This window comes from Streptomyces sp. NPDC004561, from assembly GCF_053602155.1.
In genome coordinates, this window is sequence record NZ_JBSGDB010000004.1 from 1 (window position 1) to 26994 (window position 26994).

At 69.7% G+C, this 26994-nt stretch carries 22 protein-coding genes, 2 tRNA genes and 1 pseudogene; 20 read left to right on the forward strand and 5 right to left on the reverse strand.

Going from position 1 to position 26994, the window contains the following annotated elements; all coding sequences use genetic code 11:
* A pseudogene (locus tag ACWEN3_RS00985) lies at window positions 1-94 on the forward strand (single-stranded DNA-binding protein); the annotation flags it as partial.
* A 5-nt stretch (window positions 95-99) separates the two neighbouring features.
* Here the strand turns inward: ACWEN3_RS00985 and ACWEN3_RS00990 are convergent.
* Window positions 100-1527 (reverse strand): amino acid permease, encoded by a 1428-nt coding sequence (locus ACWEN3_RS00990; protein WP_452963997.1) that lies wholly within the window; start codon window positions 1525-1527, stop codon window positions 100-102.
* Between the two features lie 269 nt (window positions 1528-1796).
* Here ACWEN3_RS00990 and ACWEN3_RS00995 point away from each other — a divergent pair, with 269 nt between their 5' ends.
* Window positions 1797-2282 (forward strand): ribose-5-phosphate isomerase, encoded by a 486-nt coding sequence (locus ACWEN3_RS00995; RefSeq protein WP_452963999.1) that lies wholly within the window; start codon window positions 1797-1799, stop codon window positions 2280-2282.
* Window positions 2283-2356: 74 nt separating this feature from the next.
* Window positions 2357-3166 (forward strand): Fpg/Nei family DNA glycosylase, encoded by an 810-nt coding sequence (locus tag ACWEN3_RS01000; RefSeq protein WP_452964001.1) that lies wholly within the window; start codon window positions 2357-2359, stop codon window positions 3164-3166.
* Window positions 3167-3308: 142 nt separating this feature from the next.
* On the opposite strand, the gene ACWEN3_RS01005 is transcribed toward ACWEN3_RS01000, so the two are convergent.
* Entirely contained in the window at window positions 3309-4550 is a 1242-nt protein-coding gene (locus ACWEN3_RS01005) for a GNAT family N-acetyltransferase (RefSeq protein WP_452964003.1), read from the reverse strand.
* 175 nt (window positions 4551-4725) lie between these two features.
* Between ACWEN3_RS01005 and ACWEN3_RS01010 the strand changes: the two genes are divergently transcribed.
* Both ACWEN3_RS01010 and ACWEN3_RS01015 read left to right on the forward strand, forming a co-directional pair.
* The gene (locus ACWEN3_RS01010) at window positions 4726-5898 is read left to right on the forward strand and encodes a PP2C family protein-serine/threonine phosphatase (protein ID WP_452964005.1); all 1173 of its coding nucleotides are present in this window, start codon (window positions 4726-4728) and stop codon (window positions 5896-5898) included.
* Window positions 5899-5955: 57 nt separating this feature from the next.
* The gene (locus tag ACWEN3_RS01015; RefSeq protein WP_452964006.1) at window positions 5956-6417 is read left to right on the forward strand and encodes an HD domain-containing protein; all 462 of its coding nucleotides are present in this window, start codon (window positions 5956-5958) and stop codon (window positions 6415-6417) included.
* Here the strand turns inward: ACWEN3_RS01015 and ACWEN3_RS01020 are convergent, their stop codons facing one another.
* Window positions 6418-7527 (reverse strand): acyltransferase family protein, encoded by a 1110-nt coding sequence (locus ACWEN3_RS01020; RefSeq protein ID WP_452964008.1) that lies wholly within the window; start codon window positions 7525-7527, stop codon window positions 6418-6420.
* A 511-nt stretch (window positions 7528-8038) separates the two neighbouring features.
* Here ACWEN3_RS01020 and ACWEN3_RS01025 point away from each other — a divergent pair.
* The gene (locus ACWEN3_RS01025; protein WP_452964010.1) at window positions 8039-8233 is read left to right on the forward strand and encodes a hypothetical protein; all 195 of its coding nucleotides are present in this window, start codon (window positions 8039-8041) and stop codon (window positions 8231-8233) included.
* A gap of 512 nt (window positions 8234-8745) precedes the next feature.
* On the opposite strand, the gene ACWEN3_RS01030 is transcribed toward ACWEN3_RS01025, so the two are convergent.
* A tRNA-Gly gene (locus ACWEN3_RS01030) sits at window positions 8746-8816 on the reverse strand.
* A 161-nt stretch (window positions 8817-8977) separates the two neighbouring features.
* Between ACWEN3_RS01030 and ACWEN3_RS01035 the strand changes: the two genes are divergently transcribed.
* The 5 genes from ACWEN3_RS01035 (at window position 8978) to clpX (ending at window position 13793) form a co-directional block, all read left to right on the forward strand.
* Window positions 8978-9054 (forward strand) — tRNA-Pro (locus ACWEN3_RS01035).
* Between the two features lie 179 nt (window positions 9055-9233).
* Window positions 9234-10604, forward strand: coding sequence for a trigger factor (tig, locus tag ACWEN3_RS01040; protein WP_452964012.1), 1371 nt, complete (start codon window positions 9234-9236; stop codon window positions 10602-10604).
* 392 nt (window positions 10605-10996) lie between these two features.
* Complete coding sequence (locus tag ACWEN3_RS01045; RefSeq protein WP_452964085.1) at window positions 10997-11602, forward strand: ATP-dependent Clp protease proteolytic subunit; 606 nt, start codon at window positions 10997-10999, stop codon at window positions 11600-11602.
* Between the two features lie 69 nt (window positions 11603-11671).
* Window positions 11672-12337, forward strand: coding sequence for an ATP-dependent Clp protease proteolytic subunit (locus ACWEN3_RS01050; RefSeq protein ID WP_452964014.1), 666 nt, complete (start codon window positions 11672-11674; stop codon window positions 12335-12337).
* Between the two features lie 169 nt (window positions 12338-12506).
* Window positions 12507-13793: an ATP-dependent Clp protease ATP-binding subunit ClpX gene (clpX, locus tag ACWEN3_RS01055; RefSeq protein WP_030648610.1), complete on the forward strand. Its 1287-nt coding sequence runs from the start codon at window positions 12507-12509 to the stop codon at window positions 13791-13793.
* A gap of 201 nt (window positions 13794-13994) precedes the next feature.
* Here the strand turns inward: clpX and ACWEN3_RS01060 are convergent, their stop codons facing one another.
* Complete coding sequence (locus ACWEN3_RS01060) at window positions 13995-14963, reverse strand: hypothetical protein (RefSeq protein WP_452964016.1); 969 nt, start codon at window positions 14961-14963, stop codon at window positions 13995-13997.
* Between the two features lie 137 nt (window positions 14964-15100).
* Between ACWEN3_RS01060 and ACWEN3_RS01065 the strand changes: the two genes are divergently transcribed.
* From ACWEN3_RS01065 to rodA, 9 genes are all read left to right on the forward strand, one after another.
* Window positions 15101-17725 (forward strand): valine--tRNA ligase, encoded by a 2625-nt coding sequence (locus tag ACWEN3_RS01065; protein WP_452964018.1) that lies wholly within the window; start codon window positions 15101-15103, stop codon window positions 17723-17725.
* Window positions 17726-17921: 196 nt separating this feature from the next.
* Window positions 17922-19436 (forward strand): bifunctional tetrahydrofolate synthase/dihydrofolate synthase, encoded by a 1515-nt coding sequence (gene folC, locus ACWEN3_RS01070; protein ID WP_452964020.1) that lies wholly within the window; start codon window positions 17922-17924, stop codon window positions 19434-19436.
* A 10-nt stretch (window positions 19437-19446) separates the two neighbouring features.
* Entirely contained in the window at window positions 19447-19803 is a 357-nt protein-coding gene (locus ACWEN3_RS01075) for a DUF4233 domain-containing protein (protein ID WP_452964022.1), read from the forward strand.
* A 64-nt stretch (window positions 19804-19867) separates the two neighbouring features.
* The gene (ndk, locus tag ACWEN3_RS01080; RefSeq protein WP_452964024.1) at window positions 19868-20281 is read left to right on the forward strand and encodes a nucleoside-diphosphate kinase; all 414 of its coding nucleotides are present in this window, start codon (window positions 19868-19870) and stop codon (window positions 20279-20281) included.
* A 273-nt stretch (window positions 20282-20554) separates the two neighbouring features.
* Window positions 20555-21574 carry a rod shape-determining protein gene (locus ACWEN3_RS01085; RefSeq protein ID WP_046421714.1) on the forward strand — a complete coding sequence of 340 codons (1020 nt, stop codon included), beginning with the start codon at window positions 20555-20557 and terminating at the stop codon, window positions 21572-21574.
* A gap of 163 nt (window positions 21575-21737) precedes the next feature.
* Window positions 21738-22679 carry a rod shape-determining protein MreC gene (gene mreC, locus ACWEN3_RS01090; RefSeq protein ID WP_452964026.1) on the forward strand — a complete coding sequence of 314 codons (942 nt, stop codon included), beginning with the start codon at window positions 21738-21740 and terminating at the stop codon, window positions 22677-22679.
* Between the two features lie 13 nt (window positions 22680-22692).
* The gene (gene mreD / locus ACWEN3_RS01095) at window positions 22693-23370 is read left to right on the forward strand and encodes a rod shape-determining protein MreD (protein ID WP_452964028.1); all 678 of its coding nucleotides are present in this window, start codon (window positions 22693-22695) and stop codon (window positions 23368-23370) included.
* A 167-nt stretch (window positions 23371-23537) separates the two neighbouring features.
* Window positions 23538-25796: a penicillin-binding protein 2 gene (gene mrdA / locus ACWEN3_RS01100; RefSeq protein ID WP_452964030.1), complete on the forward strand. Its 2259-nt coding sequence runs from the start codon at window positions 23538-23540 to the stop codon at window positions 25794-25796.
* Complete coding sequence (gene rodA, locus ACWEN3_RS01105) at window positions 25793-26989, forward strand: rod shape-determining protein RodA (protein WP_452964032.1); 1197 nt, start codon at window positions 25793-25795, stop codon at window positions 26987-26989. Before mrdA ends, rodA begins: the two co-directional genes overlap by 4 nt.
* Window positions 26990-26994: the final 5 nt, after the last annotated feature.

The window sequence follows — 26994 nt, forward strand, 5'->3', positions numbered from 1 at the left end:
GTACCGGGAGTCGGCGGCGGGCCCGTCGGCCCAGTTCCGGCTGGCGGTGACCGCGCGCTACTGGGACCGGGAGAGGAACACCTGGACGGACGGGCGGTGTCAGCCGATGGTGACCTTCTCGGTCTCCTCGACGGCGGGGGCCGCCGTGCCGCGGCGGGACTGGACCGCCTGCTTCACGAAGGCGATCACCACCACGGTCACGGCCACGGCCACCGACAGGATCACGGTCTTGAAGCCGCTGCTCGGTCCCTTGGTGTCGGTCAGCATGTAGCCCAGGACGAACACGATCAGCGCGGCCGTGGCCCAGGTCAGGTACGGGTACAGCCACATCTTCACGACGAGCTTCTCCGGCGCCTCACGCTGGATGATCCGGCGCATCCGCAGCTGCGAGAAGCAGATGGCCAGCCACACGAACAGGGCCACCGCACCGCTGGAGTTGAGCAGGAAGAGGAAGACGGTGTCCGGGTACTTGTAGTTGAAGAAGACCGCCAGGAAGCCGAAGACGACCGAGGACAGGATCGCCGCCATCGGCACACCCCGGGAGGTGGTGCGGGCGAACGCCTTCGGGGCGTCACCGCGCTGGCCGAGCGAGAAGGCCATCCGGGAGGCCGTGTAGAGGCCGGAGTTGAGGCAGGACAGCACCGACGTCAGCACGATGACGTTCATGATCTCGCCGGCGTGTGCGATCCCGAGGGAGTTCAGTGCGGCGACGTACGAGCCCTGCGACTGGATGGTCGGGTCGTTCCACGGCACCAGCGAGACCACGATGAGGATCGAGCCGAGGTAGAAGACGCCGATACGCCAGATGATGCTGTTCGTGGACTTGGTGACGGCCCGCTGCGGGTCCTCCGACTCGCCGGCCGCCAGGGTGGCGATCTCGCTGCCCATGAAGGAGAAGACGACCAGCAGCACACCGGTGAGGATCGAGCCGGGGCCGTGCGGCAGGAAGCCGCCGTGGTGCGTGAGGTTGCCGAAGGACGCCTTGTCCGCGTGCACGCCCGGCAGGACGCCGAACACGGCGAGGAGGCCGATGACGATGAACGCGCCGATGGCCACGACCTTGATGCCGGCGAACCAGAACTCGAACTCGCCGTAGGAGCCCACCGAGACCAGGTTCGTCGCGGTCAGCACGGTCATGACGATGAGGGCCCAGCCCCACTGCGGTACGGCCGGGACCCAGCCCGCCAGGATCTTGGCGCCGGCGGTCGCCTCCACGGCGAGCACGACGACCCAGAAGAACCAGTAGAGCCAGCCGATGGAGAAGCCGGCCCAGCGGCCGAGCGCCCGGTCGGCATGCGCGGAGAAGGAGCCGGAGGTCGGGTTGGCGGCGGACATCTCGCCGAGCATCCGCATCACGAGGACGACGAGGGTGCCGACGAGGGCGTAGGACAGCAGAATGCCCGGGCCCGCCGTGGCGATGCCGGAGCTGGAGCCGACGAAGAGTCCGGCACCGATCACACCACCGATGGCGATCATCGTGAGGTGGCGGTTCTTGAGGCCTGCTTGAAGTCCGGAACCAGGGGTCATGGACGGATTTCCTTTGCGCCGGTGGAGCGGTTCCCGTAAGAGCGGGGAGCGCCGTTGTGGGGCGGGACACGGGGGTTCGTACGAGCGGTGTACGAGCTGGTCCAGTGAATCCGAGGCGAACGAATTCGGGAACCTCTGAATCCGGATTGTTACTTGAGGTTTCCTTGAGGTTCTATGGTCTGGCTCACAATTCCGGCAGCAATTCCATGGCGCCTGGGGCGCCGCCACCCGGGGCTGCTGCCCTGAAACGGGCGTGTCACACTCGTTCCATGCGCGTGTACCTCGGCTCCGACCATGCGGGCTACGAACTCAAGAACCACCTCGTCGAGTGGCTCAAGGAGGCGGGCCACGAGCCCGTCGACTGCGGGCCGCACATCTTCGACGCCCAGGACGACTACCCGCCCTTCTGCCTCCGCGCCGCGGAGCGGACGGCCGCGGACGCCGACGCCCTCGGCATCGTGATCGGCGGCTCCGGCAACGGGGAGCAGATCGCCGCGAACAAGGTGAAGGGCGTGCGGGCCGCGCTCGCCTGGAGCGAGGAGACGGCGTCCCTCGGCCGGCAGCACAACAACGCCAACGTGGTGGCCGTGGGTGCGCGCATGCACAGCACGGCGGAGGCGACGAAGTTCGTCGAGGTGTTCCTCGACACGCCGTTCTCCGGTGACGAGCGTCATATCCGCCGCATCGACATGCTCTCCGCGTACGAGGCGACGGGCGACCTCCCCCCGATCCCGGCCCACCACCCGCAGCAGTAGCGAGCCCGCCCATCCGGTCGTCCGCCGAGCGAGGCGGGCGGCCGGGTGGGAAAACAGGAAAGGACAGCTCAGCCTTGCCGGAAGGGCACACGATTCACCGGCTGGCCCAGGATTACGCCGAGCGCTTCCGCGGCACGGCCCCCCGTGTCAGCAGCCCGCAGGGCAAGTTCTCCGACGCCGCGGCCCTCCTCGACCGCGCCGAGCTGACGGCCACCGAGGCCCACGGCAAGCACCTCTTCCTCCGCTTCCGGGACGACGAGTGGGTCCACATCCACCTCGGCCTCTTCGGCAAGGTCGGCTTCGGGCCGGTGCCCGCGCCCCCGCCCACCGACACCGTCCGGCTCCGCCTCGCCAACGACACCGCGTACGTCGACCTGCGCGGCCCCACCACCTGTGCGCTGATCACCGACACCGAGAAGCAGGCGATACACGCCCGCCTCGGCCCCGACCCGCTGCGCACGGACGCCGACCCGGCCACGGCGTACCGGAGGATCACCCGCAGCCGTACGACGATCGCCGCGCTGCTCATGGACCAGAAGATCGTCGCCGGCGTCGGCAACGTCTACCGCGCCGAGGTCCTCTTCCGGCACGGCATCGACCCGTACCGCACCGGCAGGGAGATCACCCCCGGCGAGTGGCACGCCATCTGGGGCGACCTCGTCGAGCTGATGCGCGAGGGGGTGCGCAGGAACCGGATCGACACCGTCCGCGCCGAGCACACACCGGAGGCCATGGGCCGCCCGCCCCGCGTGGACGACCACGGCGGCGAGGTGTACGTCTACCGCAGGGCCAGCCGGCCCTGCCACATCTGCGGCGACGCGATCCGCACCGCCGACCTCGCCGCCCGCAACCTCTTCTGGTGCCCCACCTGCCAGCGACGCTGACCCGGAAGGCCTCCTAGTGTCCTGCGCCGGAAGTTCGTAGGTAGTTCGCACTGAGCCTCAGGCGATCAACCCGCCTGGTTGTCGACCGGAACCCAAACGCCGGGACGAGACAGATCTACCAACGGATTACTGGCGCAGAACACTAGAAGCCGTGCGGCAGCCAGGGGGCCACCGCCGAGCCGAACGCCACCGAGGCCTCCGCCAGCGCCCCGGCCCGCAGCTCCCGGACCCGCCCGGCCGCCGCCAGCGACAGCAGGCTCACCCCGCCCAGGTAGACCGCCCCCAACTCCCGCACCGACAGGGAGAGTTCGGGCGCGTCCGTGGTGCGCTCGCAGGACGCTCCCTTCGCGTCCCCGGTCAGCCGCCAACGGCCCGTGTTCCAGGGGCAGAAGGAGTCCTCGACCTCCAGCACGACGTCCACCGGCGCCTGGTACGTACGGGCCGCCAGCGCCGCGCCGACGTCGACCAGCCGGACGTAGCAGTCGTCCCGCGACCGGAGCCGGCAGCGGCGGATGTCGGAGACCTGGTACTGCCAGCCGTCGTCGACCGGCCGTCCCCCCACCGACAGGGTCGTCATCAGGTCGACACCGAACAGGAACCGCCACAGCGCGGCCTCGGTCACGGGGTCGAGCGCGGCCACGTCCTTCAGCCGCACCGTGCCGTCGTGTCCGCGCTCGCCCCACCCGAGCTTGGTGTGGAACCGCGCGTACCCGGTGACCTCCCCGTCCCGCTCGGCGACCACGCACTGGAGCGCCGACGCCCCCTCGCGCTCGCTCTCCGGGTCGAGCAGCCCGGCCCGCTCCCAGCCGGGCCGCCGGACCAGCATCCCGGGCCGCGACGGCACCAGCGCCGCGTACACCGCCTCACAGGCGTCGAGGACGTCGGCGGGCGCCGCGTACCGCAGCCGGACCTCCTCGGCGCCGGCCGGCAGCGACAGCGTCACCCGGCTCGTGTCGATCTCGGCGGAGACCCGGAAGGTCGCGGCGTCGAACCCGAAGCGGCCGTAGATCGCGGGCTCGGACGCGGTCAGCACCGCCAGCGGCTCGCCCAGCGCCCGGACGTCGTCCAGCTGGCGGCGCATCATCGAGGTCAGCACCCCGCGCCGCCGGTGCGTGGCCGCGACGGAGACCATCGTCACACCGGCCGCCGGGACCGCGGCCCCGCCCGGCACGGTCATCCGGAAGCTGAAGGCCCCCGCCGAGCCGACGACCTCGTCCCCGTCCCACATCGCGAGGGAACGGTCGAACTCGGTGAGGGACCTGTCCAGTTCGCGCTCCTCCGGCGGCGCGGCGGAGGCGCCGAAGGCGCGGTACAGGGTGTCGTACCAGCGGTCCCACTCGGACTCGCGCAGCACCCTCAGCTCGGTTCCCCGGTCAGTGCCCATGAGTCATGACTAGCAGCGCATCGCGGGACGAGCCAGTGAATTTCTCCCGGTCGGCGGCGCGACGGCCGCCGGTGCCGTTCACTGTGAGGACGAACCGAGAAGTCGGGCCCCGCACGGGGGACAAGTGGGACCTCCCGTGCCAAGCGGCCGGTGCGATGGATAGGGTCCCGAACTAATGGCAGCAGGACGAGGGCGGCGCGCGAAGGCCGAGACGTTCACGGCGCGGTGGCGGATGCAGTGGCACCGGGTCCGTGTCGGGCTGCGCAGAAGCGCGGTGGACTACTTCCGCGGCGACGGCTCCGACTGGATCGCGTTCGCCGGTCTGCTGCTGGCGATCCCGGTCCTCGCGGCCATGACCCTGGCCGACTCGGTGTGGTGCTCCCCGGCCACCCTGGTGCTGCCGATCGTCGCGGGCGGGCTGCTGCTGCGCCCGGCGAGCCTGCTCGGCCTGTACGCGGCGGGCGCCACCGCGCTGATCGTGGAGTCGGTGCGGCTCGGCCCGTACACCGAGGGGCCGTCGCGGGTCACCCCGGGCGTGGTCCTGGTGGTCGCCGCGTGCGGCTTCTTCGGCCTGCTGACCGCGCAGTTCCGCAGCCGGGTCGGCGTGCCCTGGCGGCGCGGCGGCACCATGCTGTTCGACCTGCGCGAGCGGATCCGGGTGCAGAGCAAGCTGCCGAAGCTGCCGCAGGGCTGGCACCACGAGATGGCACTGCGCCCGGCGGGCGGCCAGTCCTTCTCGGGCGACTTCGTGGTGGCAGCCCGGACGAACGGCGGCCGCACCGTGGAGGTCGTCCTCACCGACGTGTCCGGCAAGGGCATGGACGCCGGTTCGCGCGCCCTGCTGCTGTCGGGCGCCTTCGGCGGCCTGCTCGGCTCCCTGCCCCCGCACGCCTTCCTGCCGGCCGCCAACGGCTATTTGCTGCGCCAGGACTGGGAGGAGGGCTTCGCCACCTCCATCCATCTGGTCCTGGACCTCGACTCCGGGGACTACGAGCTGTACTCCGCGGGCCATCCGCCGGGGCTCCAGCTGAGCGCGGGCAGCGGGCGCTGGGAGGAGAAGGCGGCCGAGGGTCCCCTGCTGGGTGTGTACGACGGAGCCCAGTTCGACCCCGTGAAGGGCTCGCTGCGGCCCGGGGACGTGCTGATGCTGTTCACCGACGGTCTGGTGGAGACCTCCGACCGCGACATCGTCGAGGGCATCGACCGGCTCACCGGCGAGGCCGACCGCTATGTCGCCGGCGGTTTCCACGGCGCCGCCTGGCACCTCATCGAGGCCGTCGCCAAGGACGTCAACGACGACCGGGCCCTGCTTCTGATCTGCCGCGAGGCGTTCGCGGTCACCCGCTGAGCGCGCCCCGCGAAACCCGGGCGGCGGGTGGGGTGGGGTACGGTGCAGACTCGAGGGGTGACCGAGAAATCCGTGACACTCACCCTCGCCGAGGTCGAAGCCGTCGCGCGGGCCGCCCACGAGGGGCAGACCGACAAGGCGGGACGGCCGTACGCCGAACATCTCGCGGCCGTCGCGGCGGGCGTGCGCGCCCGCCGCGGCGACGCGGAGCAGATCGCCGCGGCCTGGCTGCACGACTCCGTCGAGGACGACGCGCTGACCCGCGAGTGGCTCGCGGCCGCCGCCCTGACCCCGCGCACCAAGGCCATCGTGGACGCCCTCACCAAGCGGCCGGGGGAGGAGCCAACGGCGTACGCGCGGCGGATCCTCGCCACCCCGGGCGCGCGACTGGTGAAGGAGGCGGACCTGGCGCACAACGCCGACCCCGGGCGGCTGGCCGTCCTGGACGAGCCGACCCGGAGACGACTGACCGAGAAGTACGCACGGATGCGCGCACTCCTCGGTCTCACGACGGACTAGTCAGACGGCGGCCCGCACGCGCTCCTTCTGCTGGCGCTCGCGGGCCAGTTGGGCGGCGTCCTGCTTGAACGCCCACTCCATCCGCGGCTCCATCGCGAACCGGAAGAGACGCTGCACCGGCGGGGTGCACAACAGGGTTACGGCGGTGCCCGCGAGCAGGGTCACCAGGATCTCGCCGAGCGGGCGGTGCAGCGAGGCGTGGTCGAACCAGCCCCGGTAGTCGGCGAACTTCACCAGGAAGCCGTGCAGCAGATAGCCGTAGAGGGTGCCAGCGCCGAGCGCCGTGAACCACGTCCTGCGGCCCGGCACCCAGGAGAAGAAGCAGGCCGTCAGCAGCAGCGAGCAGCCCATCATCGCGAGCGTCGTCACCGGGCCGCACCACCAGGGGGCGCCCAGCTCCTGCGCGGAGTCGCGGTGGTAGAACCACGCGGCGTTCATGCGCGGCACCGCCCACCAGCCGACCAGCAGCGCCGCCGCGAACACCGGCACCGCGGCGATCCGCACCGAGCGGCGGCGCACCAGCCGGAAGTGCTCGGGCTTCATGCACAGGCCGAGCACGAAGTACGGCAGGAACTGCAGGACACGCTGGAGGTCGAGGTCGTCACCGATGCTCGGCGTGACCGACGCCAGCATCGCGATGCCGAGGGCCACCGGCAGCGGCCGGCGCACCAGCTTCCAGATGGGCGTCGTCAGCCGCCAGACGAACAGGGCGCACAGGAACCAGGTCAGATACCAGGGGTCGAGGAGGCTGATCTCCTCGTGGGAGCCGACGACGAGATTCTTGAACAGCGGGTACGCGGTCTCGAAGAGGACGTACGGCACCACCACTCCGGTGAGGAGCCGCTTGAGCCGGTCCGGGCGCATGTCGAAACTGCGCGAGAAGAAGCCGGAGATGATGACGAACGCCGGCATGTGGAAGGCGTACACGACGGTGTACACGGCCTCCAGGATCCGGCTGTCGCCCTTCAGCGGCTCCCAGGAGTGCCCCATCGCGACGAGCACGATGGCCAGGTACTTGGCGTTGTCGAAGAACGCGTCGCGTTGTTTGCCGGGTCTGTCCGACTTCGTGTCCCGCTCCTGCGAACGCGGCGGGGTACGTGGACCGGGCACTCCCTCCACCGGCGACTGTGCCGGGGGAGCGGCCCTGGGCTCTGGCCGGGGGACGAGGCGGCGTCAAACATCTCAGGCACCCTGGCGTCGTCTGTGGGATTCCGTAAAACCCCCGCAGTCTTTCCTGGTTATCGCGTTCGGGTACCCCCTGATTTAACGAACTCGCCTCCTCTGTCTACGTGATGATGCACACACAGGGACCCGTCATTCACCCCCGATGTCCCGATTCATCCCTACTGATTAGGGCATACGGCGCCTCTGTGTCATGAATTCGAATTACCCGCGCATGGGATGTGTGGACACGGAAACGAAGTGGCGCAATTCCTGGTGGAGTCGTGCGCGGACGCCCGTCGAATTACTGTGCGGGGTGTCGCCCGCCCCGTACCGCGTGTCCGGCATCCTGTCAGCGGCCGCATAGAGCAGCCTGGTTGGTGGCACGATGGTTCTGGCGGGGGTGCGCGGCACGGTACCCCCGGGCCGGGAGAGGGACCGACCGAGGGTGTGATCAGTTGTGGCCATTTCACTGTCCGTGGTGCTTCTGTTGGCGATCATCCTGGTGGTGCTGATCCGAGGGGGGAGCATCAAGGCGGGTCCCGCCATCGTCGCGATCCTCTTCGGCTTCTTCCTCGCCTCGACCGGCATGGCGCCGTCCATCGACCGGTTCCTGAACTCGATAGCGGAGTCCATCAACTCGATCAAGTTCTGACCGGCGCGGACCGGCGGAGCCTGAACCGTGCGACTCGGACCGACGAGGACGGCCTGTGCGGCGGGGCGCGGACGTGGCGCCCCTCGCCCGGTCCACCCCCGGCCGCCGGGCGCGCCCCGCTGGAAGCGCGTCATGCCCACCCCGCACACCGCGTGCGTGCGCCCCAGAACACCTGTGCGAGGCCCCGGCCCTCGGAGTGTCGCGACACGATCCTCGCCGGCGACAAATCCAGGCCCGACAGATCGCGTCAGGTCGCGATGCTGCGCCAACTCCAGATGAATGGGCGCTGGGCAGCCCGGCCAGAGGAGCCACGTCTGCTCGGCTCCGCCTGGGTCGACCGGTGGTCGTCACCGTCGTCACCCATATGAAGCAGTTCGCGGAGCCCGGTGCTGACGGCCGGGCCCTCCGCCCGGGCGAAGGGCTCCACACCTTGCCGGAACCACGCACACCGCAGAACGGCTGAAGGCCCAGAGAGAGGAGAACGACCTCTCGCCTGGGCCTTCGGCGTACAGAGCGGGCGACGGGAATCGAACCCGCGTAGCTAGTTTGGAAGACTAGGGCTCTACCATTGAGCTACGCCCGCACCACTGCGCCGCAGGTCCGTGACCGCGGCACTGCAGGCATCGTAGCGGGTCGCCCACCGGTCAGGCCAACGACTACGGCCACGGAGGCACCCCGCGCGCCGCCTCGAAGAATGCGGCCGACGCGATGGGCCCAGCCATGTACCCTACGTGTCGCACCAGACGGGGTGTGGCGCAGCTTGGTAGCGCGTCCGCTTTGGGAGCGGAAGGCCGTGGGTTCAAATCCCGCCACCCCGACCACCGGCACGCGACGTCGGGAAGATCGCCTTTTGGGGCGCTGACCGGCTGCGGTTACTATGCAAGCTGCGCGCCCGTGTGTCCCGGCCCACTCGGCCTACGAACTCCCCCGGGCGGCGAAATCCGCCGGACCACTCTGGCTCCGGCGGAACCCGAGAAGTCAGCCACAAGGAGACCGAACCGTGAAGAGCGCCGTGGAGACCCTGAACCCGACCCGGGTTCGGCTCACTGTCGAGGTGCCCTTCGAGGAGCTCAAGGACAGCCTCGACGCGGCGTACAAGAAGATCAACCAGCAGGTCACGGTGAAGGGCTTCCGCAAGGGCAAGATCCCGGCCCGTGTCATCGACCAGCGGTTCGGCCGTGGCGCCGTGCTGGAGGAGGCCGTCAACGACGCGCTGCCGAAGTTCTACACCGAGGCGGTCAACGAGGCGGACCTGAACCCGCTCGGCCAGCCCGAGGTCGACATCACCGAGCTGAAGGACGGCGAGACGCTGAACTTCACCGCCGAGGTCGACATCCGCCCGGCCCTGGAGATCCCGGACTACTCCGGCATCGAGGTCGAGGTCGACGCCGTCGAGGTCACCGACGAGGACATCGAGAAGTCGGTCGAGCAGCTGCGCGAGCGCTTCGCCTCCACCTCGCCGGTCGAGCGCGCCGCCCAGGACGGCGACGTCGTCACCATCGACCTGCAGGCCAAGGTCGACGGCGAGGTCCTCGAGGACGGCATCGCCGACGGCGTCTCCTACACCATCGGCTCCGGTGAGCTGCTGGACGGCATCGACGACGCCGTCAAGGGCCTGTCCGCCGACGAGGAGGCCACCTTCACCTCCGAGCTGAAGGGCGGCTCCGCCGCGGGCAAGGAGGCCGAGGTCTCCGTCAAGGTCACCGAGGTCGCCGCCCGCGAACTGCCCGAGCTGGACGACGAGTTCGCGCAGCTCGCCTCCGAGTTCGACACCCTGGAGGAGCTGAAGGCGGACAGCCGTAAGCGCCTCACGAACATGAAGCAGTTCGACCAGGCCACCCAGGCCCAGGAGCGCGTCCTGGAGAAGCTGCTCGAGCTGGTCGAGGTCCCGGTCCCCGAGAAGCTGCTCGAGGACGAGATCAACACCCGCAAGCACAACCTCGAGCACCACCAGCTCGGCCAGATGGGTCTCACCCTCGACAAGTACCTGGAGATCCAGGGCAAGACCGCCGAGGAGTTCGAGACCGAGACCCGCGAGGCCGCGGTCAAGGGCATCAAGACCCAGTTCGTCCTCGACGAGCTGGTCAAGAAGGAGCAGCTCAACGTCAACCAGGAGGAGCTCACCGAGCACCTCATGCGGCGTGCCGCCTCCTCCGGCATGTCCCCCGACCAGTTCGCCCAGGCCGTCGTCGAGGGTGGCCAGGTGCCGCTCCTGGTCGGCGAGGTCGCCCGCGGCAAGGCCCTGGCCGTCGTGGTCGAGGCCGCCACGGTGAAGGACACCAACGGCGAGGTCGTCGACCTGGACGACGAGGAGGAGGAGACCGAGGCCGCCGAGGCGTCGGAGACCTCCGAGGAGAACGCCGAGGGCTGAGCCGCCCCACGGCGCCTCTGAAGCGCGTACGACGGGCCCCCGGGACTTCCCCCGGGGGCCCGTCGCGTCTCCCGGGAGCGGCCGGCTCAGGGGCGCGGCCGTATCCCGATGCGCGGCTCCTCCGCGGGGCGCGAGCAGCCGTGCGGGACCCGCGGTGCGGTGGCCGAAAGCGCCCCGGCCCCACGCCCCGCGTCCGGCTCCCCGGCGGGGCCCTTCGCTACGCCCCCGGCGAACACCCCCATCTCCGGGATTCCCCGAAGGGGCCTGAGCGTTAGGGTCCATGAGTACGGGGGCAGGGGAGTCTCCTGAAACCCCCGCCAAGCCTCCGGCAGGACGACGTGAGACGGCCCGGCGCCGTCGTAAGACGAGCAGGTGGATACGTGACGAATCTGATGCCCTCCGCCGCCGGCGAGCCTTCCATCGGTGGTGGCCTCGGCGACCAGGTCTACAACCGGCTGCTCAACGAGCGGATCATCTTCCTCGGCCAGCAGGTTGACGACGACATTGCCAACAAGATCACCGCACAGCTGCTGCTTCTCGCCGCCGACCCTGACAAGGACATCTACCTCTACATCAACAGCCCCGGCGGCTCGGTGACGGCCGGCATGGCGATCTACGACACCATGCAGTACATCCCGAACGACGTGGTGACGATCGCCATGGGCATGGCGGCCTCGATGGGCCAGTTCCTGCTCACCGGCGGTGCCGCGGGCAAGCGCTTCGCGCTGCCCCACGCCGACATCATGATGCACCAGGGCTCCGCGGGCCTCGGCGGCACGGTCTCGGACATCAAGATCCAGGCCGAGTACCTGCTGCGCACCAAGAGGCGCATGTCCGAGCTGACCGCGCTCCACTCCGGCCAGACGGTCGAGGCGATCATCCGCGACGGCGACCGCGACCGCTGGTTCACGCCGGAAGAGGCCAAGGAGTACGGTCTCATTGACGAGATCATCACGCACGCCTCGGGTGTTCCGGGAGGCGGCGGCACCGGTGCCTGACCGGCACGGCCACGCCAAGCACCGCCACGACCTCAGCCCCCAGAACGCCACCAGGACGGTGAACACCCCATGAGCAACTTCCCCGGCGCCGCCAGCGGCATGTACGACGGGCCCCGCCCCGACAGCCGTTACGTCATCCCGCGCTTCGTCGAGCGCACCTCCCAGGGCATCCGCGAGTACGACCCGTACGCGAAGCTCTTCGAGGAGCGCGTGATCTTCCTGGGCGTCCAGATCGACGACGCCTCGGCCAACGACGTCATGGCGCAGCTGCTGTGCCTGGAGTCGATGGACCCGGACCGGGACATCTCGATCTACATCAACAGCCCCGGTGGCGACATGACCGCCCTCACGGCGATCTACGACACCATGCAGTTCGTGAAGCCCGACATCCAGACGGTCTGCATGGGTCAGGCGGCCTCCGCCGCGGCCATCCTGCTGGCCGCCGGCACCCCGGGCAAGCGCATGGCGCTGCCGAACTCCCGCGTGCTGATCCACCAGCCGGCCGGCTCCACCGGCCGCGGTCAGCTCTCCGACCTGGAGATCATCGCCAAGGAGTTCACCCGGATGCGTGACCAGCTGGAGAACATGCTGGCCAAGCACTCGAACCAGCCGATCGAGAAGATCCGCGAGGACATCGAGCGCGACAAGATCCTCACGGCCGAGGAGGCGCTGGAGTACGGCCTCGTCGACCAGATCATCTCCACCCGCAAGCTGAACAACGCCGCCGTCCGCTGACGCGGAGCGGCGCACTCTGTGCCCCTCTTGGCGGGGTTCACGTCAAAGTGAACCCTGCCAAGGGGGGCCCGAACACCGGGCCCGGCAAGGTACCGTCGGACATAAGGCAGCACCAGGAGCCGCTGGACCGCAGTGTCCAGGCAGCTCCCAGGCGAAGGGGAAGCACACCGTGGCACGCATCGGTGACGGCGGCGATCTGCTCAAGTGCTCGTTCTGCGGCAAGAGCCAGAAGCAGGTCAAGAAGCTCATCGCAGGGCCCGGTGTGTACATCTGCGACGAGTGCATCGATCTCTGCAACGAGATCATCGAGGAGGAGCTCGCGGAGACCAGCGAGGTGCGCTGGGAGGAGCTGCCCAAGCCCCGCGAGATCTACGAGTTCCTCGAGGGCTACGTGGTCGGCCAGGAGGCCGCCAAGAAGGCCCTGTCGGTCGCGGTGTACAACCACTACAAGCGGGTCCAGGCGGGCGAGAACGGCGGCGCGAGCGGCCGTGACGACGCCATCGAGCTGGCGAAGTCCAACATCCTCCTGCTGGGCCCCACGGGCTCCGGCAAGACCCTTCTGGCGCAGACCCTGGCCCGCATGCTGAACGTCCCGTTCGCGATCGCCGACGCCACGGCGCTGACCGAGGCGGGCTACGTGGGCGAGGACGTCGAGAACATCCTCCTGAAGCTCATCCAGGCGGCCGACTACGACGTCAAGAAGGCCGAGACCGGGATCATCTACATCGACGAGATCGACAAGGTGGCCCGCAAGAGCGAGAACCCGTCGATCACGCGGGACGTGAGCGGCGAGGGCGTCCAGCAGGCTCTCCTGAAGATCCTCGAGGGCACCACCGCCTCGGTTCCGCCCCAGGGCGGCCGCAAGCACCCGCACCAGGAGTTCATCCAGATCGACACGACGAACGTGCTGTTCATCGTGGGCGGCGCCTTCGCCGGCCTGGAGAAGATCATCGAGGCCCGGGCGGGCGCCAAGGGCATCGGCTTCGGCGCGACGATCCTGTCCAAGCGCGAGCTGGAGTCCAAGGACGTCTTCGAGGACGTCATGCCGGAGGACCTGGTCAAGTTCGGCATGATCCCGGAGTTCATCGGCCGTCTCCCGGTCATCACCTCGGTCCACAACCTCGACCGCGAGGCGCTCCTGAAGATCCTGGTGGAGCCCCGCAACGCGCTCGTGAAGCAGTACCAGCGCCTCTTCGAACTCGACGGCGTGGAGCTGGACTTCGAGCGCGAGGCCCTGGAGGCCATCGCCGACCAGGCCATCCTGCGCCAGACCGGCGCCCGCGGCCTGCGCGCCATCATGGAGGAAGTCCTCCAGGGCGTCATGTACGAGGTCCCCTCCCGCAAGGACGTGGCCCGCGTGGTCATCACGGCCGACGTGGTCCTCTCCAACGTCAACCCGACCCTGATCCCGCGCGATGCCCGCGGCCGGGGGTCCGGGGAGCAGAAGACGGCGTAAGCAGAACCGGTCCGGCCACGACCTCGTACGCCACAACAGCCGCCTCGCGAGAGGCGGCGGCCGTTCGCATTGCGCGCTTGTCCGGCCGGAGCCGGCGCCCCGGGCCCGGCGGGGGCATCGTGCGGGAACCCCCCCGGCGGAACCGGGCACGAGAAAGGCCCCGGTCGCCCGACCGAGGCCCTTGCCGGTGACGGAGTGACATCAGGCCTTGACGCGCACCTCGTTGCGGAACTTGGCCGTCAGCTCGGCGTCCGTCGCCGGATCGCTCGACCGGCCCGCGGCGAGCGTGGCGACGTCCATCGGCATGACCATCCCGAGGGTGCTGTGGTCACCCCAGATGCAGAAGTCGAAGGTCATCTCCTTGGGCCCGGTGGAGTCGGAGTTCGCGCCCTTGGCCTGCTGGCACTTGAGCACCGCGCCGTCGAGCGAGGCCGGCGTGTACGCCTTCGGCTCACCCACCAGGGTGTACTTGTCGGTGGAGTCCTTGGTGCTCTGGTCCTTCATGTAGGCGAACATCGCGTCGACGGTCTTCGCGGGGTCGTCGATCGTCCCGTAGACGCCGCCGAACTCGATCAGCTTCTGGCCCAGCGGGTTGGACGCGTCCCCGGACTTGTACTCGGCGCTGACGTCCTGCGGGTTGTGCACGCCCCACTTCTCGGCGTCCTTGAGGTCGCTCGACGTCATCGTGTCGCTCTTGCTCGACCCCCGCTTGTACTCCGTCAGCACCGTCGCCGGAGTCGTCAGCTTGTGCGGGCCGTCGTCCGCGACGCTCGCGCCGCCGCTGCTGCTGCCGATCAGGAGGTACGCCGCCACCGCGACCGCCGCCACCACGGCCACCGCGCCGATGATCAGGCCCGTCTTCTTCTTGCCGCCGCCGGGCTGGGGCGCCTGCGGCATGCCGTAGGGCTGCTGGCCGTACGGGTTCGGCTGCTGCGGCACGCCCTGCTGGGGGTAGCCGTACCCCGGCTGCGGCGGAGCGGGCGGCTGCTGGGGGTAGCCGTAGCCGGGCTGCGGAGCCTGCGGCTGCTGGCCGTACGGGCCAGGCTGGCCCGGCTGGCCGTACGGGCCAGGCTGGCCCGGCTGGCCGTACGGACCAGGCTGCCCCGGCTGGCCGTAGGGACCCGGCTGCTGGGGTGGCTGGCCGTACGGGCCCGGCTGGTTGTTGCTCATTTCTGGGTTCCCCCTAGGACGCTTATGTGTTCCTGACATCCTGGACCAGGCCCGGAAACCGCACGGCACCGGGGGCCGCACCGTTACAGAACAAACGCGTTTCGGGACCGCCCCGTGACACCTCTAAACTGACCCCCGTGACCGAGAACGCTCAGCAGCAGCCACCCGCGCCCGAGACCGAACTGCCGACCCAGTACGCGCCGGCCGATGTAGAGGGGCCGCTGTACGAGCGCTGGGTGGAGCGGGGTTACTTCGAGGCGGACGCGAAGAGCGACAAGCCGCCGTACACCGTCGTCATCCCGCCGCCGAACGTCACGGGCTCGCTCCATCTCGGGCACGCCTTCGAGCACACCCTCATCGACGCGCTGACCCGCCGCAAGCGCATGCAGGGCCACGAGACGCTGTGGCAGCCCGGCATGGACCACGCCGGCATCGCCACGCAGAACGTCGTCGAGCGCGAGCTCGGCAAGGAGGGCAAGTCCCGGCACGACCTCGGCCGTGAGGCCTTCGTCGAGCGCGTCTGGCAGTGGAAGGGCGAGTCCGGCGGCCAGATCTCCGGCCAGATGCGCCGCCTCGGCGACGGCGTCGCCTGGTCCCGTGAGCGCTTCACCATGGACGAGGGCCTCTCCCAGGCCGTCCAGACCATCTTCAAGCGGCTCTACGACGACGAGCTGATCTACCGCGCCGAGCGCATCATCAACTGGTGCCCCCGGTGCCTCACCGCGATCTCCGACATCGAGGTCGAGTACCAGGACGACGACGGCGAACTCGTCTCCATGAAGTACGGCGAGGGCGACGACACCATCGTCGTGGCCACCACCCGCGCCGAGACCATGCTCGGTGACACCGCCGTCGCCGTCCACCCGGAGGACGAGCGGTACAAGCACCTGATCGGCAAGCTGGTCAGGCTGCCGCTGACCGACCGCTCCATCCCGGTCGTCGCCGACACCCACGTCGACCCCGAGTTCGGCACCGGCGCCGTCAAGGTCACCCCGGCCCACGACCCGAACGACTTCGAGATCGGCCAGCGGCACAACCTGCCGTCCCTCACGATCATGGACGAGCACGCCGTCATCACGGCCCACGGCCCCTTCCAGGGCCTGGACCGCCTGGAGGCCCGCTCCGCCATCGTCGCCGCGCTGCGCGCCGAGGGCCGGATCGTCTCCGAGAAGCGGCCGTACGTCCACTCCGTCGGCCACTGCTCGCGCTGCAAGACCACCATCGAGCCCCGGCTGTCCATGCAGTGGTGGGTCAAGGTCGGCCCGCTCGCCAAGGCCGCCGGTGACGCGGTCCGCGAGGGCAAGGTCAAGATCCATCCGCAGGAGATGGAGAAGCGCTACTTCGACTGGGTCGACAACCTCCACGACTGGTGCATCTCGCGGCAGTTGTGGTGGGGCCACCGCATCCCCGTCTGGTACGGCCCGAACGGCGAGGTCGTCTGCGTCGGCCCGGACGACGAGGCCCCGACCGGCGAGGGCTGGCACCAGGACACCGACGTCCTCGACACCTGGTTCTCCTCCGGCCTGTGGCCCTTCTCCACCCTCGGCTGGCCCGAACAGACCGAGTCGCTCGCGAAGTTCTACCCGAACTCCGTCCTGGTCACCGGCTACGACATCCTCTTCTTCTGGGTCGCCCGGATGATGATGTTCGGCCTCTACGCGATGGACGGCACCCCGCCGTTCCACACCATCGCCCTGCACGGCATGGTCCGCGACCAGTTCGGCAAGAAGATGTCGAAGTCCTTCGGCAACGCGGTCAACCCGCTGGACTGGATGGACAAGTACGGCTCCGACGCGCTCCGGTTCACCCTCGCGCGCGGCGCCAACCCGGGCGTCGACGTCCCGATCGGCGAGGACTGGGTCCAGGGCTCCCGCAACTTCGCCAACAAGATCTGGAACGCGACCCGCTTCGCGCTGATGAACGGCGCGACGGTGGACGGGCCGCTGCCGGACGCGTCGAAGATGTCGGCGACGGACCGCTGGATCCTCTCCCGGCTCAACTCGGTCGTCGCCGAGGTCGACGCCTACTACGAGGACTTCCAGTTCGCGAAGCTCTCCGACACCCTCTTCCACTTCGCGTGGGACGAGGTCTTCGACTGGTACGTCGAGCTGTCCAAGACCGTCTTCCAGGCGGGCGGCGAGCCGGCCGAGGTCAGCAAGCGGGTCCTCGGCGAGGTCCTCGACGTCACCCTGAAGCTGCTGCACCCGGTCGTCCCGTTCGTCACGGAGACGCTGTGGACGACGCTCGCCGGCGGCGAGTCGCTCGTCGTCGCCGAGTGGCCCGAGGACAGCGGCTTCCGGGACCCGGCGGCCGAGCGGGAGATCGAGTCCCTGCAGTCCGTCATCACCGAGGTCCGCCGGTTCCGCGCCGACCAGGGCCTCCAGCCCGGCCAGCGGGTCCCGGCGCGCCTGACCCTGGACGGTACGGCCCTCGCCCCGCACGAGGCCGCCATCCGCCAGTTGCTGCGCCTCCAGCCCGAGGGCGACGCCTTCACCGCCACGGCCACCCTCCCGGTCGCCGGCGCCGAGGTCGCCCTCGACCTGTCCGGCACGATCGACGTGGCGGCCGAGCGCAAGCGCCTGGCCAAGGACCTGGCCGCCGCCGAGAAGGAGAAGGCCCAGGCCACGGGCAAGCTCGGCAACGAGGCGTTCCTCGCCAAGGCCCCGGAGAACGTGGTGGACAAGATCCGCACCCGCCTGGCCAAGGCCGAGGAGGACATCGCCCGCATCCAGGCCCAGCTGGAGAGGTTGCCGCAGGCGTAGCCGTACAGCGTGCCGAAGGCCCCCGGAGCCGCAGGGTTCCGGGGGCCTTCGCGCATTCGGGCGCCGCTCGCAGGCGCCGCCGCGTGCGAGGGGGCGCGGGGAACCGCGCGAGCGCTCGTCACGGACCCCCGCCCGGCGATGCTGAGCGGCCACCCCGAACCGGCCCTTTGTCGGCACGGCTCCGTAGACTGACCCTGTGAGCGACCTCCCGCACGAGAACGACCAGCCCGACCCCCTCGACGGCTTCGACGAGATCATCGACGCCGAGACCACCCGCGACCCCGACCTCGCGGTCATCGAGGCCGGCAGCCGTACCCTGCGAACCCAGGGCGGCCAGCCGTCCGCCGACGTACCCGCGCGGCCGGCGGACCCCGAGGTCGACAAGGCCCTGCGCGAGGTCGAGGCGGAACTGGCCACCCGCTGGGGCGAGACCAAGCTGGAGCCCTCGGTCGCCCGCATCTCCGCGCTGATGGACGTTCTGGGCGACCCGCAGCGGTCGTACCCCTCGATCCACATCACCGGCACGAACGGCAAGACCTCCACCGCCCGCATGATCGAGGCCCTGCTCGGCGCCTTCGATCTGCGCACCGGCCGCTACACCAGCCCGCACGTGCAGTCGATCACCGAGCGGATCAGCCTGGACGGCGCCCCGATCACGGCCGAGCGGTTCATCGAGACGTACCAGGACATCAAGCCGTACGTGGAGATGGTCGACGGCCTGCAGGAGTACCGCCTGTCCTTCTTCGAGGTGCTCACCGGCATGGCCTACGCGGCCTTCGCGGACGCGCCGGTCGACGTGGCCGTCGTGGAGGTCGGCATGGGCGGCAGCTGGGACGCCACCAATGTGATCGACGGCGACGTCGCGGTCGTCACCCCCATCGACCTCGACCACACCGACCGCCTCGGCGAAACGCCCGCGGAGATCGCCGGCGAGAAGAGCGGCATCATCAAGCAGGACGCGACCGTCATCCTCGCCCAGCAGCCGGTGGACGCCGCCCAGGTGCTGCTGAAGAAGGCCGTGGAGGTCGACGCGACCGTGGCCCGGGAGGGCCTGGAGTTCGGCGTCGTCGCCCGGCAGGTCGCCGTCGGCGGGCAGCTGCTCACCCTGCGCGGCCTCGGCGGCGAGTACCCCGAGGTGTACCTCCCGCTGCACGGCGGCCACCAGGCGCACAACGCGGCCGTGGCGCTCGCCGCCGTCGAGGCGTTCTTCGGCGTCGGCGCGCAGCGCGCGGAGCCCCTGGACATCGACACCGTCCGCAAGGCGTTCGCGGCCGTGTCCTCGCCCGGTCGCCTGGAGGTCGTACGGCGCTCGCCCACGGTCGTGCTGGACGCCGCCCACAACCCGGCGGGCGCCGCGGCCACCGCCGAGGCCGTCCGCGAGGCCTTCGACTTCACCCGGCTGATCGGTGTCGTCGGCGCGAGCGGCGACAAGAACGTACGGGGGCTGCTGGAGGCCTTCGAGCCGATCTTCGCCGAGGTCGTCGTCACCCAGAACTCCAGCCACCGGGCCATGGACGCGGACGAGCTGGCCGCGATCGCCGTCGAGGTGTTCGGCGACGAGCGGGTGCAGGTCGAGCCGCGGCTGCCGGACGCCCTGGAGGCCGCGATCACGCTGGCCGAGGAGGAGGGCGAGTTCGCGGGCGGCGGTGTGCTGGTCACCGGATCCGTCATCACGGTCGGCGAGGCCCGGCTGCTGCTCGGGAAGGGCTGAGGCTCAGAGGATGCGTACGCTCTGTTCGTCCACGCTGATCGGCGAGTTCTTCGTCATCGGGTTCGCCGGACTCGTCGCCATGAAGGACCCGGGCCTGTCCGTGTCCACGGTATGGCTGGTCAGCGGCATCGCCATGCTGCTGTGCGTGCTGCTGTGCGCCATGGTGACCCGCCCCGGCGGGGTGGCCCTGGGCTGGGCCCTGCAGATCGCCCTGATCGCCTCCGGCGTCTTCGTCCCGACCATGTACTTCATGGGCGCGGTGTTCGCGGCGCTGTGGTGGGCCTCGGTGCACTTCGGCCGGAAGGTCGACGAGGCCAAGGCCCGGTTCGCCGCGCAGAGCGCCTCCTCCACGGCTGACGCTGCGTAACCGGCGGCCCGGCACGCCCTGTAACCTCGTCCCACCGCGAAGGTCCGTCCTAAGGAGTCCCCCCGTGAGCCAGCGCACCCTCGTCCTCCTCAAGCCCGACGCCGTCCGTCGCGGCCTGACCGGCGAGATCATCAGCCGTATCGAGCGCAAGGCCGGCTGGCAGATCACCGCGCTGGAACTGCGCACCCTGGACCGGGCCACGCTGGAGCAGCACTACGCCGAGCATGTCGGCAAGCCCTTCTACGAGCCGCTGGTCGAGTTCATGTCCTCCGGCCCCGTCGTCGTCCTGATCGCCGAGGGCGAGCGGGTCATCGAGGGCGTGCGCGCGCTCGCCGGCCCGACCGACCCGATCGCCGCCGCGCCCGGCTCCATCCGCGGCGACTACGGCGTGATCGTCCGCGAGAACCTGATCCACGCCTCGGACTCCGAGGAGTCCGCCGAGCGCGAGGTGAAGATCTTCTTCCCCGGCCGCGCGTAACGCCCGCGGCAGTCGCGAAGTCAAGGTCCGGGGACCCGTCCCCGGGCCCGACTTTTTATGCATGGGTACCGGCGATTGAGGGAACGAGCGAACCCGAACGCCCGTCTCCAGAAGCGAGGCGGCCCGCCATCTGGTGACAATGGCGGAGACCCTCGCGCAGTGTTCGTGCAGGCCCGTTTACGATGGAGGCCTTCACGTCACAGCACCCGCCTCGCCGACCTGATATGCCCTCAAAAGCTCAGGAAGGCCAGATGAATCCGGATGGGGAACTCAATGTCGTTCATCGGCCGTGACATGGCTGTCGACCTCGGGACCGCCAACACGCTGGTGTACGTCAGGGGTCGCGGGATCGTACTCAACGAGCCGTCCGTCGTCGCGATCAACACCAACACCGGTGGCATCCTGGCGGTCGGCGCCGAAGCGAAGAAGATGATCGGCCGGACGCCGGGCAACATCGTTGCCGTGCGGCCGCTGAAGGACGGCGTCATCGCCGACTTCGAGATCACCGAGCGGATGCTCCGCTACTTCATCCTGAAGATCCACAAGCGGCGGTACCTGGCTCGTCCGCGAGTCGTCGTCTGTGTGCCCTCGGGCATCACGGGCGTCGAGCGCCGCGCGGTCATCGAGGCGTCCACCCAGGCGGGCGCCCGCCAGGTGCACATCATCGAGGAGCCCATGGCCGCGGCCATCGGCTCCGGCCTGCCGGTCCACGAGGCCACGGGCAACATGGTGGTGGACATCGGCGGCGGCACCACGGAGGTCGCGGTCATCTCGCTCGGCGGCATCGTCACCGCGCAGTCCATCCGGGTCGCCGGTGACGAACTGGACAACGCGATCATCCAGTACATCAAGAAGGAGTACAGCCTTCTGCTGGGTGAGCGCACGGCAGAACAGATCAAGATCACGATCGGTTCGGCGTACGAACTCGACTCCGACGAACACACCGAAGTGCGCGGCCGGGACCTCGTGTCCGGGCTGCCCAAGACCGTCGTCATCTCGGCCGCCGAGGTCCGCAAGGCGATCGAGGAGCCCGTCAACGCGATCGTCGACGCGGTCAAGACGACCCTCGACAAGTGCCCGCCGGAGCTGTCCGGCGACATCATGGACCGAGGAATCGTTCTGACCGGCGGCGGAGCCCTGCTGCGCGGGCTCGACGAGCGGCTGCGGCGGGAGACCGGCATGCCGATCCACATCGCCGAGGACCCCCTGGACAGCGTCGCGCTCGGATCCGGAAAGTGCGTCGAGGAGTTCGAGGCCCTCCAGCAGGTCCTCGACGCCCAGCCGCGCAGATGACGTAACACTTCGATTCCGCCGTACGAGACATTCTCCTCTCGTACGGCGGATCGTTGATTCGAGGCATAAGCTCCCCCAAATGGGCCCTGTCGGTTTGCGTTTCACACATCGCACCGCAAAGGGGCTCCCGAATTCCTATTGAGGAAGGGCACGGCCGCCGCACGTGAGGGACACGAAAGAGAGCCGGCTGCTCCTGGTCCTGCTGATCGCCATCGCGTTCGCGTTGATCACGGTGGACATCCGAGGAGGCCGGAACTCCCCGGTCGACGGCGCCCGGCAGGCCGCGGCGGCGGTGTTCGGCCCGGTGGAGAACGGAGTGTCCTCCGCGGTCGACCCGGTCGGCAACGCCGTCTCCGCGATCCGTGACTCGGGCAGCCGGCACAACCGGCTCGCCACGCTGGAGAAGGAGAACGCGGCCCTCAAGGCGAAACTCGGCAGCGACGACCGCAACCGCAGCCGGCTGAACCAGCTCGACCGGATGCTGAAGATCGCCGGCGAGGGCCAGTACGGCCTCAAGGGCGCCCAGGTCATCGCCATAGGGTCGGCGCAGGGCTTCTCCTGGACCATCACCATCGACGTCGGCGCCAACGACGGCATCAAGCGCGACATGACCGTCCTCAACGGCGACGGCCTGGTCGGACGGGTCACCACGGTCGGACCCGACACCTCCACCGTGCTGCTCGCCAACGACCCCGACTTCACCGTCGGCACCCGTATGGAGGGCAGCGACGAACTCGGCTTCGCCTCCGGGCAGGGCGACCGCCCGCTGCGCGTGGAACTGCTCAACGGCCAGGCGGAGGTGAAGAAGGGCGACCGGCTCGTCACCTTCGGCTCGGAGGCCGACAAGCCGTTCGTGCCGGGCGTGCCGGTCGGCGTGGTCTCCCGCGTCGACCCCTCCGGCGGCGGCCTCACCCGCACCCTCTACGTCACCCCGTACGTCGGCTTCACCAAGCTCGACATCGTCGGCGTGGTCGTCGCGGCCCCGAACAAGGACCCGCGCGACGAGGTCCTCCCGGCCAAGCCGAAACCGGTACCGACACCGACGGTGACGGTCACCGTCACCCCGTCCGCCAACGCGACCGCCAACGACCAGCAACAGCAGTAGGAGCTGAATCCCCATGCGTGTCAACCGGATCCTGCTCTCCTCCGCGCTGGTCGTCGTCGCCCTGGTGGTCCAGGTGAGCGTCCTCGCCCGCCTGCACCTGCCGGGCGCCGTCCCCGACCTGCTGCTGCTCACCGTCCTGGGCCTCGCCATGGTGTACGGCCATGTCGGCGGCGCCCTCGTCGGCTTCGGCGCCGGACTGCTGGCCGACCTCGCCCCGCCCGCGGACCACGCGGCCGGCCGCTACGCCCTCGTCCTCTGCGTGACCGGCTACTTCGCCGGACTCATCAAGCCGGACCACGGGCGCCTGAAGTCGGCGACCGGCCCGATGGCGGTCGTGGTCGCCGCCGCGATCGGCTCCACGCTGCTGTACGCCGGGGTCGGCGCCCTCGTCGGCGACACCGTCGCCCGCCATGTCGGCCTGCCCGGCCTGCTGTTCTCCGCGGCCCTCTACGACCTGCTGCTGGCCCCCTTCGTGGTCCCGGCGATCATGTGGCTGGCCCGGCGCGCCGACAACGACCCGCTGACCGAGACCACCACCACCGCCAAGGCGAGCGACATCTCCTCCGGCTGGCTCTCCTCCGGCACCGGCCTGCGCATCGGCAGCCAGCGCAGCGGCCTCGGCGCGCTCAAGGCCAAGGCCCGCACCCGATCCGCCCGGGTCGGCCGCATCAAGGGGGTCAAGCGCCTGTGAACGCGCGTCAGACGGCCGCACGGCACCGGCAGTTCACCCGAACGGGTCAGCGTTCGCGGAACGCGGCCTCACAGACTGATCGTTCATCATTCGTACGCACGCGGCCGGTTCGCACACACGCGCCGCGCGTACACACGTCCATGCACTGAGAGGGGGAGGCAGCCGCAGTGACCAACATCCCCGAGACCGGTCGGACCCCACGGGTCCAGATCCGGCTCGTCGTGATCCAGATCCTCGTCCTCTCCCTGCTCGGCACGCTCGGCGGCCGGCTCTGGTACCTGCAGATCCGGGAGGGCGCCCAGTACCAGAAGGAGGCCTCCGGCAACCACGTCCAGCAGGTCGTCCAGCCCGCCGTGCGCGGCGACATCCTGGACGCCCGCGGCGTGCCCCTCGCCGACAACGAGACGCGCCTGGTGGTCTCCGCCTCCCGCACCGACCTGCTGAAGCAGCGCGACGACGGGAAGGCGGTCCTGATCAAGCTGGCCGGGATCCTCGGCATGAAGCCCGAGGACGTCATGCAGAAGGTCCGGCTCTGCGACGCCAAGACCCCCCAGCCGTGCTGGAACGGCTCGCCGTACCAGCCGATCCCGATCACCGACAAGGCCACGCCCCGGCAGGCCCTGCAGATCCGCGAGCGCTCCGAGGACTTCCCCGGCATCAGCGCCGAGCCCGAGGCCGTGCGCCGCTACGCGGGCCCCGGCAAGTCCAACACCGCGCAGGTCCTCGGCTATCTCTCGCCCGTCACCGACGGCGAGATCCAGAAGGCCAAGGACACCAGCTCCCCGTACCTGCGCTCCGACATGGTCGGCCGCTCCGGCCTGGAGCGGCAGTACGACAAGGAGTTGCGCGGCAAGGCCGGCGTCACCCGCTACGAGGTGGACAACCTCGGCCGGGTCATCGGCAAGGCCAAGGCGGACGCCGCCCAGCCCGGTTCGAACCTGGTCACCAGCATCGACTCCCGGGTACAGCGCGTCGCCGAGTACGAGCTGGACAACGCGATGAAGGCCGCCCGCCAGCAGTACGACAAGATCACCAGCGAGAACTACAAGGCCGACTCCGGCGCCGTCGTGGTGATGGAGGCCAAGACCGGCCGCATCGTCGCCATGGCCTCGGCCCCGACCTACGACCCGAACGTGTGGGTGGGCGGCATCTCCGCCAAGGACTACAAGGCCCTCACCGGCAAGGACTCCGACTACCCGCTGCTCAACAGGGCCATACAGGGTCAGGCCGCGCCCGGCTCGACCTTCAAGGTGGTCTCCACGGCCGCCGCGGTCCAGGCCGGCTACGCCTGGGACGGCGGCTACCCGTGCACGAGTTCCTACTCGGTGGGCAGCCAGGTCTTCAAGAACTTCGAGGGCGAGAACTTCGGCGACATCTCCCTCGGCCGCGCCCTGGAGGTCTCCTGCGACACCGTCTTCTACGGCCTCGCCGACCGGGAGTGGAAGCGGGACGGCGGCATCAACCCCAAGAAGGGCCAGCCGAAGGACTACTTCTTCAAGACCGCCCACCAGTTCGGCCTCGGCCACGAGACCGGCATCGACCTGCCCAACGAGGTCACCGGCCGCGTCCCCGACCGCCAGTGGAAGCTGAACTACTGGAAGGCCAACAAGGACGCCTGGTGCAAGTCCGGGAAGAAGGACGGCAGCTACGTCGAGAAGATCGCCTACGAGAACTGCCTCGAAGGCAACAAGATGCGCGAGGGTGACGAGATCAACTACTCCATCGGCCAGGGCGACACCCTCGTCACGCCGATCCAGGAGGCGATGATCTACGGCGCCGTCGCCAACGGCGGCACCGAGTACGCGCCGACCATCGGCAAGGCGGTCATCAGCGCCGACGGCAAGACCGTCCAGGAGATCAAGCCCAGGGTGCAGCGCAAGCTGCCCGTCAGCCAGGCCACCCTCAAGGGCATGGACGACGCCTTCGCGGGCGTCATCACCCGCGGTACCGCCGCCTGGAAGTTCAACGGCTGGCCGCAGGACAAGATCCCGCTGCACGGCAAGACCGGTACGGCGGAGGTCTACGGCAAGCAGACCACCTCCTGGCTGGCCACCTACTCCAAGGACTACACGGTGATCATGACGATCGCCCAGGCCGGTACCGGTTCCGGCGCCTCCGGTGAGGCCGTGCGCAACATCTACAGCGCGCTCTACGGCGTCCAGGGCGACGGCTCCGTCGACAACAAGAAGGCGCTGCTGCCGCAGCCGCAGAAGGACCTGCCGAAGGTCCGCACGGACGGCACCATCGCCGCGCCGAAGGTCACCGGCGACCCGGGGAAGGACGCCGAGGCCTCCCAGAAGGACAACCCGAGCAACGGCAGCGACCAGCAGCCCGCCGCCACCGCCTCGCCCACCACGGGCAACCGCAACACCCGCAGAAGGCCACGCCGGAACCGCGGGCGAGGAAGCCGGAGGATGCCCTCATGACCGGCGCGAACAGCTTCTCCGTCTCCGGGTACGGCCCCGAGCGAGCCGGCTGGACCAGGATCTTCGCCCGCGACTCGCTGGCCCGCCGACTCGACTGGCCGATACTTCTGGCCGCCGTAGGGCTCTCGCTGCTGGGCTCGCTGCTGGTCTTCTCGGCGACCCGCAACCGCACCGAGATCAACCAGGGAGACCCGTACTTCTTCCTGGAACGGCACCTGATGAACCTCGGCATCGGGTTCGCCCTGATGCTCGCCTCCCTCTGGCTGGGCCACCGCGCCCTGCGCAACGCGGTGCCGGTCCTCTACGGCCTGTCCGTCCTGCTGGCCCTGGTGGTCCTCACCCCGCTCGGCGCCACGATCAACGGCCAGCGCAACTGGATCGTGATCGGCGGCTTCTCCATCCAGCCCGCCGAGTTCCTCAAGATCGCGATCATCCTGGGCATGGCGATGCTGCTGGCCGCGCGGGTGGACGCGGGCGACAAGCCGTACCCGGACCACCGGACCGTGGCCCAGTCCCTGGGCCTCGCGGCCGTGCCCTGCATGATCCTGCTGCTCATGCCGGACCTCGGATCGGTCCTGGCCATGGTGGCCATCATCCTGGGCGTCCTGCTCGCCTCGGGCGCCTCCAACCGGTGGGTCTTCGGCCTGCTCGCCACCGGCGTGATCGGCTGCATCGCCATCTGGCAGCTGCACGTCCTGGACCAGTACCAGATCAACCGCTTCGCGGCCTTCGCCAACCCCGCCCTGGACCCGGCCGGCGTCGGCTACAACACCAACCAGGCCCGCATCGCCATCGGCTCCGGCGGACTGACCGGCGCCGGGCTCTTCCACGGCTCCCAGACCACCGGCCAGTTCGTGCCCGAGCAGCAGACCGACTTCGTGTTCACCGTCGCGGGGGAGGAGCTGGGCTTCCTCGGCGCCGGCTTCATCATCTTCCTCATCGGCGTGATCCTGTGGCGGGCCTGCCGCATCGCCCGCGACTCGACCGAGCTGTACGGCACGATCGTCGCCGCGGGCATCGTCGCCTGGTTCGCCTTCCAGGCGTTCGAGAACATCGGCATGACCCTCGGGATCATGCCGGTCACCGGTCTGCCGCTGCCCTTCGTGTCGTACGGCGGCTCATCGATGTTCGCGGTGTGGGTGGCGGTGGGGCTGCTCCAGTCGATCAAGGTCCAGCGACCCATGTCGGCGTGAGGCCT

What these genes read in the sequence shown, in the direction of transcription:
- ACWEN3_RS00990 (WP_452963997.1), bottom strand. Translation starts at nt 1,527, where the DNA reads ATGACCCCTGGTTCCGGACTTCAAGCAGGCCTCAAGAACCGCCACCTC.
- ACWEN3_RS01050 (WP_452964014.1), top strand. Translation starts at nt 11,672, where the DNA reads ATGAGCAACTTCCCCGGCGCCGCCAGCGGCATGTACGACGGGCCCCGC.
- ACWEN3_RS00995 (WP_452963999.1), top strand. Translation starts at nt 1,797, where the DNA reads ATGCGCGTGTACCTCGGCTCCGACCATGCGGGCTACGAACTCAAGAAC.
- mreD (WP_452964028.1), top strand. Translation starts at nt 22,693, where the DNA reads ATGCGTGTCAACCGGATCCTGCTCTCCTCCGCGCTGGTCGTCGTCGCC.
- ACWEN3_RS01010 (WP_452964005.1), top strand. Translation starts at nt 4,726, where the DNA reads ATGGCAGCAGGACGAGGGCGGCGCGCGAAGGCCGAGACGTTCACGGCG.
- ACWEN3_RS01005 (WP_452964003.1), bottom strand. Translation starts at nt 4,550, where the DNA reads ATGGGCACTGACCGGGGAACCGAGCTGAGGGTGCTGCGCGAGTCCGAG.
- ACWEN3_RS01045 (WP_452964085.1), top strand. Translation starts at nt 10,997, where the DNA reads ATGCCCTCCGCCGCCGGCGAGCCTTCCATCGGTGGTGGCCTCGGCGAC.
- ACWEN3_RS01075 (WP_452964022.1), top strand. Translation starts at nt 19,447, where the DNA reads ATGCGTACGCTCTGTTCGTCCACGCTGATCGGCGAGTTCTTCGTCATC.
- ACWEN3_RS01060 (WP_452964016.1), bottom strand. Translation starts at nt 14,963, where the DNA reads ATGAGCAACAACCAGCCGGGCCCGTACGGCCAGCCACCCCAGCAGCCG.
- rodA (WP_452964032.1), top strand. Translation starts at nt 25,793, where the DNA reads ATGACCGGCGCGAACAGCTTCTCCGTCTCCGGGTACGGCCCCGAGCGA.
- ACWEN3_RS01085 (WP_046421714.1), top strand. Translation starts at nt 20,555, where the DNA reads ATGTCGTTCATCGGCCGTGACATGGCTGTCGACCTCGGGACCGCCAAC.